At 61.2% G+C, this 8857-nt stretch carries 6 protein-coding genes; 2 read left to right on the top strand and 4 right to left on the bottom strand.

Annotated features, from left to right (window positions below):
• Both HV675_RS10840 and HV675_RS10835 read left to right on the top strand, forming a co-directional pair.
• Positions 1-873: glycoside hydrolase family 19 protein (locus HV675_RS10840; protein ID WP_425496134.1), on the top strand; the 873-nt coding region annotated here is incomplete at its 5' end.
• Entirely contained in the window at positions 870-1394 is a 525-nt protein-coding gene (locus HV675_RS10835) for a hypothetical protein (protein WP_175110898.1), read from the top strand. The genes HV675_RS10840 and HV675_RS10835, both read left to right, overlap by 4 nt.
• 157 nt (positions 1395-1551) lie before the next feature.
• Here the strand turns inward: HV675_RS10835 and HV675_RS10830 are convergent, their stop codons facing one another.
• The 4 genes from HV675_RS10830 to HV675_RS10815 all read right to left on the bottom strand — a co-directional run bounded on the left by HV675_RS10830 (position 1552) and on the right by HV675_RS10815 (position 8555).
• Complete coding sequence (locus HV675_RS10830) at positions 1552-2475, bottom strand: LysR family transcriptional regulator (protein WP_175110897.1); 924 nt, start codon at positions 2473-2475, stop codon at positions 1552-1554.
• Positions 2476-2721: 246 nt separating this feature from the next.
• Positions 2722-4143 (bottom strand): efflux transporter outer membrane subunit, encoded by a 1422-nt coding sequence (locus tag HV675_RS10825; RefSeq protein WP_246270177.1) that lies wholly within the window; start codon positions 4141-4143, stop codon positions 2722-2724.
• Between the two features lie 22 nt (positions 4144-4165).
• Complete coding sequence (locus tag HV675_RS10820) at positions 4166-5371, bottom strand: efflux RND transporter periplasmic adaptor subunit (RefSeq protein WP_175110895.1); 1206 nt, start codon at positions 5369-5371, stop codon at positions 4166-4168.
• Positions 5364-8555: an efflux RND transporter permease subunit gene (locus HV675_RS10815; RefSeq protein ID WP_175110894.1), complete on the bottom strand. Its 3192-nt coding sequence runs from the start codon at positions 8553-8555 to the stop codon at positions 5364-5366. The genes HV675_RS10820 and HV675_RS10815 overlap by 8 nt, the downstream gene beginning before the upstream one ends.
• Positions 8556-8857 lie beyond the last annotated feature (302 nt).

Genomic DNA, 8857 nt, shown 5'->3' with positions numbered 1-8857 from the left:
ACGGGGAAGCGCGCGCAGTTCGAGGAAGAGCAGAAGCGCATCGACCGGCTTGCGTGGTGGGAGGAGGTGAGGGCGGCGTTGCCGGGGTTTCCGGGGGCGGAGGTTTTTCATATTCACCCGATCGGGTTGGTCGGCAATTTTGCATCGAGGTTCCAATTCACAGTTTCAATGCTTCAGCACTTGTTTCCCAATGCGTCCGCAAACGTGCTCCGGGACGTTGTCGACGAGCTCAATGCACATATCGATCTGTATAGGCTGGATAGCGCTTTGCGAAGAGAGCATTTCTTTGCTCAGGTAAAGCAGGAGGTAGGAGTTGATTTGTCGCTACGTAGCGAGAGTTTGGATTACGCGGCCAACGTTCTCACTGCGGGGATATTTTCCTACTTTATGGAACATCCGGATGAAGCAGAAAAATACGGAAGAACGAAAGAGCATCCTGCGAACGAGGAAGCTATCGCAAACCGGGTATATGCAGGACGAGACGGTAACGGAGATGCAGGTAGCGGAGACGGCTATCGTTACCGTGGCCGCGGCATGATTCAACTCACGCATCGAGGCGGGTATCAGCGTTTCACGACATGGCACAAAGCAAGTGCCGACGCCTGGCCCCAGGAAGCGGCCGTGGACTTCGAGGCTGATCCGGATCGGGTCGGGGAGGCAAAGTATGCCGTGCGCTCAGCGTGCTTCTTCTGGGTTTCCCATCGTTTGTACAGCCTCGCTGATGAAGGAGATTCATCTGCCGTCGTTGACTCTATCAGCAAGGTGATCAATCCCGGTTTATTTCAAGGGAAACCCAATCAGATGAAGACGGGAAGTATTGGCAAGAGGCAGGAAAATTTCGCAAATATCCGCAAATGGGGAGGCTTCGCGTGAAGTTAATTGAACGGATTGTCGTTTTCGTCGTAATCTCTATTGCGGGTGGTTCGGTGTCCGCTGAGATAACCAGTTACGAAGCAGAAAGTCTTTGTCGTCAGGGTGAAATGAAGTATTTTAGTTGCGAACTGCAGAATTCCAAAAAAATTGCATCGGTATGTGCAAAAGATAATATCTCGCCTGACCAGGGGTACGTGCAGTATCGCTTCGGGACACCTAGACACGTCGAGCTTGAGTTTCCAGGAAAACACATAGCCCCACGTGGAAAAATTTCCATTGTAAATGTCTCAAGACTGCGCGACGGTTTGGGAAGTCATCTAAAGTTCTCGAACGGGTCTTATACCTATGTCGTTTCGAATGCCGTCGTGCCCGGGGAAGTCTACGTCGAAAAAAATGGGAAGATCGTCTTTGATGAGATATGCAAAGGTGATGGCTATACACCTTTTGATTATGCTGTATGGGATGGAATTGAATATGGCGTCGAGAATCGGGTTGATGACCTTAATCCGTACGACAGGTAAGCAACTCGTATCTTTATTGTCGGGCCGGGCGTTGGGGCAGCACTGAAATTAACGAGAACGTCTTGAACTGCAATCCAGACACTGTCGAACACACGTCCACGAAGTCGCTCGCCGTCGAAATGAGTCAGACCACGCGGGTTCGTCAAACAGCGATCGCTCAACTTTCCTGCACGTACTTCACCGGCGAACCCAACGCCGACAGCACATGCTCGACAAACACACTAGCAATACGGCTATTCCGTTTCCTGCTCTGATAAACCACACAGATATCGACGTCGCTATTCTGCAGTCGATAGTCGGGCAACAACCGCACCAATGTCCCGTCGCTGATCGCCTGCTGGACGAACTGTCTGGGAAGAATAGAGAAACCGCAGCCTGACAACGTCAGTTCCTGGAGCACCTTCGCGTTGTTGCATACAACGTTGGGCGTCAGCTCAATCACATCATCTTCGTCCTTGCCGGTTTCCCTCAAACGAAGGGTCGTGCCACGCTGATCCGCCGGTCGCCCGAGAAAGCATAATCTCTTCAGATCGAGGGGTTTCGACAGCGACGCGGCGCCGGAAAGATAACGCGGCGCGGCCACCATAACGTACGAGTGTGTGATCAACCGGCGCGCGACAACCGAATCCGAAGGGATCAGGTAGTCGGCCAGAATGGCCACGTCCACGCCTTCGTCGACCAGGCTGAATACGTTGTCCATCGTAAAGAAATCGATCCGGATAGCCGGATATTGCCGGACGAAATCCGAAACAACCGGAACCATGTGCGAGAACGCCGTAGAACTTCCCGCCACCACTCTAAGGCGCCCCCGCAGATCTTTATTCAACGAAACCACCTGGCTTTCGGTTTCGTCGATCAGCTCCACGGCGCGCAGGCATCCTTCCAGATAGGTGGTGCCGGCGTCGGTAAGCGATATGCGACGTGTCGTTCGCTGGAAGAGTCGAACGTTCAGGTGCGCCTCGAGTTGCGAGATCACCCGGGTAATGGTCGGCAGCGACGCATCGAGCTGCTCGGCGGCGCGCGTGAAATTCCCGGCATCGGCAACCTGAATGAACACCCGCATTGCGTTAAGGACATCCATAAGGCGCACTCACAAGAATGACGAAAAGAAATGGCATGCCGGCCAGGCTAGCGGATCGGCATATTGCCCTTGGGTTTATACGCCAGCCGCCTGTTTTGCGCACGAGTCCACCTCACCTGGATTCAGAAGACGTATCGGCTTGCGGCGACCGTATGGCAAGATCGCCTCGACGAGTTCAACCGCTTGAACGCCAGCCCGATTCTGCGTGGCGCGTAGTCGAAGAATTCACTGGCCTTACGCATTGCGCTAGCTGCTCCCGGAAGGCGCAGCATCGGTGCTGGAACCGAGATCGTCATAGCGCCATCCGCCTCCCAGTGCGCGAATCAGGTCCACGTTCGCATCGAGCTGCCTCGTCCTGATTTCGATGGCACTGCGCTGCGCGGTGAGCGCGGCCGTCTGCGCATCGACCACCTCCAGATAGCTGACCACGCCCTGGCGATAGCGCGAAAGCGCCAGATTGACCGACAGCCCGGCCGAGTCCGCAGCCTGTTGCACCTGAGCGGTCGCCGTGCCGAGTTGCGTCAGCAACGACAGATCGTCTTCCACCTGCCTGAACGACGCGAGAACGACGCTGCGGTAGCGCTCGCCGGCCTCCGCTGTGCCCGCTTTTTCGGCTTCGACTCGCGCACGCCGCTTGCCGCCGTCGAACAGATACGTCGCCAGCGTGGGACCGATTGCCCAGTAGGAGCTGGGCAAGCTGAGCAGGTCTGCATAGATCGAACTCTGGAAGCCGCCTTGCGCGCTGAGCGTCAGCGATGGGAAATACGCCGAGCGCGCGACGCCGACTTCCGAGTTGGCCGCCGCAATGCGCCGCTCGGCCGCCGCGACGTCAGGGCGGCGTTGCAGCAAGGCCGACGGCACACCGACCGGAATCGCGGGCAGGGCGACCGGCGCGACGCTCGGTGCAATCGCGAAGTCCGACGCCGACGCGCCGACCAGTGCGGCGATCGCGTGTTCGAGCAGGGCGCGCTTCGCTTGCGCCTGCGTGAGCTCGGACTGTGCGAACGACAGCTGAGTCGTCGCACGCGCGACGTCGAGCTCCGCCGCGACGCCGCCGTCGTGCCGCTTGCGCGTCAGTTCGAGTGCTTTCTGGTAGGCGTCGATCGTGTCATCGAGTACCTGGATCTGCTGATCGTCGCCGCGCAGGTCCAGATAGCTGCGCGCCAGTTCGATTTCGAGGCTCAATTGCGTCGATGCGAGATCCGCTTTCGCCGCCTGGCTTTCTTCGTTGCTTGCGGCGACGGAGTCCCGTACGCGCCCCCAGAGGTCGACCTCGTAATCGACCTCGACGCCGAGTGCGGCGTTGTTGTAGTCGGTCGGAACGGCGGTGGTGCGAAACGGTGCGGTATCGGACTGGCGCGCCCGTTGCACGTTGCCGGCCGCCGACACGTCCGGATAGAGCTGCGAACGCGCTTCCTTGACGAACGCCTGCGACTGCACATAGTGAAAGTACGCCGCACGCAGATCGTGATTGTTGGCGATCAGGCGCTGTTCGAGTTCATCGAGCTGCGGCTCGCGATACAGCGTCCACCAGTGCGCGCGATCGAGCTGGTCGGCCGGGGCCGCGACCGTCCACGGGGCTGACGTCTTGTATGCCGCCGCCACAGGCGTATCCGGAACGCGATAAGGCGGCGCGAGCGAACATGCGCTGAGGACGGCCGTGCCCATTAGCCACGCGCACCTGCGCAGCCTAGCCATGATGGGCCGCCTTATCGCTTGTGCCGCCAGTGTTGCCCGCGCTATCCGTGCCGTCCACGCGCACGTGGTCGCCTTCGTTGAGACCATCGGGTGGCGTGTCGATCACGCGATCGCTTGCCGCAAGACCTGAGCCGATATCGACCGCGTTGCCGAGATCCTGTTGGATCGCGACCGGCTTGAACCGGACTTCGCCCTGTGCATCGAGGGTCGCGACGCGCAACCCCTGCTCGTCGAAAATCAGCGCGCTTGCCGGTATGCGCATCGCACCGGCGAGCGCGGGCAGCGCGAAATGCAGTGTGACGAAACTGCCGGGCATCAGCCGGTGGCCGGGGTTATCCGCCTGCAACTGCACAAGGGTGGTGCCCGAGGATGCGTTCACCGCATCGGCGAGACCCACCACATTCGCGGTGAAGCGCTGCCCTGGGTATTCGGGAACCGTGAAGTTCGCGGTGCCGCCCGGTTTGACCATCGGCGCGTAGGACTGCGGCACATGCACGTAGACGCGCAGCCGGTCCACGCTGGACACCGAAAAGAGCTGCGCATGGCTGCTGCTGCCCGCATCGATCAACGCGCCGACATCCGTGTTCCGTGCGGTGACGACGCCGTCGAACGGCGCGACGATCGTCGCGAATGCCTTCATTGCCACGAGCCTGTCGACATTCGCTTGTGCCGCCGCGACGCGCGCTTTCTTTTGCGCGAAGTCTTGTGTGCGGTCATCCACTTCCTGGCGCGATACCGAGTCGGAACTGAGCAGCGCCTGCCAGCGTTCGGCGCTGGTCTTCGCGAGCGCAGCGTCGGCCTGCGCGCTGGCGAGATCGGCCTTCGCCTGCAGCAATTGCTGGTCGAGTTCGGGCGTGTCGATCGACGCGAGTACCTGTCCGGCTTTCACGTGGTCGCCGATATCCACACGCCACGATTTGAGGTAACCGTTCACGCGCGCATAGATCGGCGCGTCGGTGAACGACTCGAGGCGCCCGGGCAAATTCAGTGCGCCGCCGGAGGCGGGTGCAATCGGCTCGATTGTCTTCACGACGGGAACGGCTTGCGCCTCGGTCCAGTCCTTGAGCTGGTGGCTGGCTTTGGCGCGCACGGCGCTGCCCGTGGCGAGGATAACGAGCGCGGCAAGCGCGCCGGCAATCCCGGCAAACGACAGCAGGCGTTGCGGCGGCACGGAGTGTGGCGTGGTTTGATCAGACATGGGAAGAGACTCGGGAGGTCATCGGTGACGCGGGTTTGCGTCCCTGACGGGAATGCGCGATGCAGAAGACAGCGGGCACCAGGAACAAGGTTGCGGTCGTTGCGAAGAGCAGTCCGCCGATCACGGCGCGGCCAAGCGGCGCATTCTGTTCGCCGCCTTCGCCGAGGCTCAGCGCCATCGGCGCCATGCCGATCATCATCGACAGTGCTGTCATCAATACCGGACGGAACCGCGTGGCGCCGGCTTCGAGCGCCGCTTGCAGCGCGTCGCCGTGCACTGCGAGCCGCTCGCGGCAGAAGCTCACCACGAGAATCGAGTTGGCGGTCGCGACGCCCATGCACATGATCGCGCCCGTCAGTGCCGGCACCGACATCGGCGTATGCGTCGCGTACAGCATCCACACGATGCCGGCCAGCGCGAGCGGCAACGCGGTCACGATCACAAGCGGATCCGTCCACGACTGGAAGTTGACGACGATCAGCAGGTAGATCAGCACGACCGCACCGACGAGCCCGAAGAGCATCCCGCTGAATGCGTCGTTCATCGTCTGCACCTGGCCGAGCAGCACGACTTTTGAGCCCTTGGGCACCGTGCTCGCGTTGGCCGCGACGATGCGCCGGATATCCGACGCCACCGCGCCGAGGTCGCGGCCTTGCGTCGCCGCGTCGATCTCGACCATCGGCTGAATGTTGTAGTCGTCGACCACGGCGTTGCTCACGGTGCGGCGGATCGTGGCGACACCGCCGAGAATCTCCCCGTCGAGCGCAGCCGGGCCGCCGCCGACAGGCAGGTTGGCGAGCGACGGCAGCGTACTCAGCCCGTATTGCGGCGTTTGCAACACGATCGGATACTCGACGCCATTGGCGGCGTTGAGCCAGTACGTCGGCGCGACCTGGCCTGAGCCCGCCATATGCACCAGCAGACTGTTCGTGATGTCGCGTTCCGTCACACCCTGGAGCAGCGCCTGGGTCCGGTCGACCTCGACATCGAACTGCGGATTGCCCTGCGATTGCGCGATGCGCGCATCGGCGATGCCGGGGATATGGCGGATCTGGCGCAGCAATCGGTCTGCGTACGCGAAGTCCGCGGGCAGATGGCCGCCGCGAATTTGCAGGTCGATCGGCCCGGGCGTGCCGAAGTTCAGAATCTGGCTGACGATATCCGCCGGCGGAAACGAGAACGTGACGCCCGGAAACGCTTGCGGCAGCGTCTCGCGCAGCTTGCGCACATAGTTCGCGGTCGGGCGGTGGCCGTCTTTCAGCGAAATCTGGATGTCGCCGTCCTGCGAACCGATCGTGCCGGTGTTGTTGTAGGCCGTGTTCAGACCGCTGGTCGACAACCCCATATTGTCGACCATCGCGCCGAGCTCGGTCGGCGGAATCGTCGCCTTGATGTGCTGCTCCACGGCGGCGAAGATTGCCGCCGTGCGCTCGACGCGGGTGCCGACCGGCGCGCGCACGTGCATCAGGATTTCACCCGCATCGACATTCGGAAAGAAATTGCGGCCAAGAAACGGCGCCAGTCCGAGCGACAGCAGCGCGAACACGAAGAAGCCGGGGACGAAGCGGCGGCGCTGCACGAGCACCCGTTCAAGCATCGCGCTGTAATGCGCACGGATGCGCTCGAAGCGAGCCTCGAAGCCGCGTTGGAAACGCGCGAACGGATTCGACGTCTGACGCTTTTCGTGCAGCTCATCCGGCGCGTGAGGTTTGAGCAGATACTTCGCCATCGTCGGCACCAGCGTGCGCGAAAGAATGAACGAAGAGACCATCGCGAACATCACGGCTTCGGCCATCGGCACGAACAGAAAGCGGGCGACGCCGTCGAGAAAGAACATCGGCACGAACACGATGCATATGCACAAAAGCGACACGAAAGCCGGCGTGACAATTTGTGCGGCGCCGTCGAGGATCGCGGTTTCCACGGGCTTGTATTGCTCGAGATGCCAGTTGATGTTCTCGATGGTCACGGTCGCATCGTCGACCAGAATGCCGACCGCGAGTGCGAGGCCGCCGAGCGTCATGATGTTCAGCGTCTCGCCGAGCGCCGACAGCGCGGCGATCGACCCGAGAATCGCCAGCGGAATCGAGGTCGCGATAATGATCGTGGAACGCCAGCTGCCAAGGAACAGCAGAATCATCAGGCTCGTCAGCACGGCGGCGATGACTCCTTCGCGCGCGACGCCGGAGATTGCCGCGCGCACGAACACCGACTGGTCGCCGATCACATCAACCTTGAGATTGTCCGGCAGCGACGCTTTCGCATCCGCTACTTTCTGCTTGATCCCCGCAATGATCGCAAGAGTCGACGCCGAACCGTTCTTGAGCACCGTGAGCAGCACGGAACGCTTGCCGTCGACGTGCACGATGTTCGTCTGCGGCGGGCTGCCGTCGGTTACGTCGGCGACGTCCCGCATATAGACGGTCGTTCCGTTGGCCGATTTGATCGGGAAGTTCGCAATACTGGAGATCGACGCGGGCGCGCTGTTCAGCTGCACGATGTATTCGTAATCGCCGACCTTCTCGGTGCCGACCGGCGTGATCAGGTTCTGTGCGGCCAGCGCATTCGCCACGTCCTGCGCGGACAGTCCGCGGGCCTCGAGTTCGGATGCCTTGACGTTGATCTGCACTTGCCGCGTTTTTCCGCCGTACGGATTGGGCATGGCCGCGCCTTCGACGGTGCTCAGCAGCGGGCGCAACTGGTTCAGACCGAGGTCGCCGAGATTCTGCTCGGTCAGCCCATCGCCTGACAGCGCAAGCTGGACGATCGGCACCGTCGACGCGCTATAGGTCAGGATTAGCGGCGGCGTCGCGCCGGGCGGCAGTTGCTTGAGGATGTACTGCGCAATCGATGTGACCTGTGCATTGGCCGTGCGGATGTCCGCGTGCTTCTGGAAGAAAATCTTGACGACCCCGTACCCGGCAACCGAGCGGCCTTCGATGTGCTGCACGTCGTTGACCGTGGTCGGCAGCACGCGTTCGAACGGCGCCATGATGCGGCCTTCCATCTGGTCGGGCGGCAGCCCCGTGTACTGCCACACGACTGCAATGACCGGAATGTCGATAGACGGAAAGATGTCCGTGGGCGTCCTCAACGCGGACAGGCACCCGGCGATAAGAATGAAGATAGCCAGGACGATAAACGTGTAGGGCCGCTTCAATGCGATGCGAACGATACCGATCATTCAGACTCCACGATCCAGGGGGCTTTGCGGCGCGAGGCAAAGAGGTGCTCTGCTGCAACTTTGTCCTTGCGACGCTGACCGGGGCTGTTCGTGGTGCGCGCGCTAACGTGTCAAAGCGTTTGGCGCGACCGGTCCCGGCGGCGGACCGATGTCCGCCGGCGGCGATGCGAAGTGACTGGAGCAGAGAATGCATGCATTGCAACGGCCGGGGCAATCATGCGTTCCCTAAGATTGACTTTTAGAAAGTTGAATAATCGCTGGATGGCGACAATACGGAACGGCCGAAGCCGGACGCGAGCGCG

Origin of the sequence: Paraburkholderia solisilvae, assembly GCF_902859875.1 — a bacterium.
In the GTDB taxonomy this organism is placed as follows: Bacteria; Pseudomonadota; Gammaproteobacteria; order Burkholderiales; family Burkholderiaceae; genus Paraburkholderia; species Paraburkholderia solisilvae.
The sequence above is the reverse complement of the archived record's forward strand: the minus strand, read 5'-3'. Positions and strand labels throughout refer to the sequence as shown.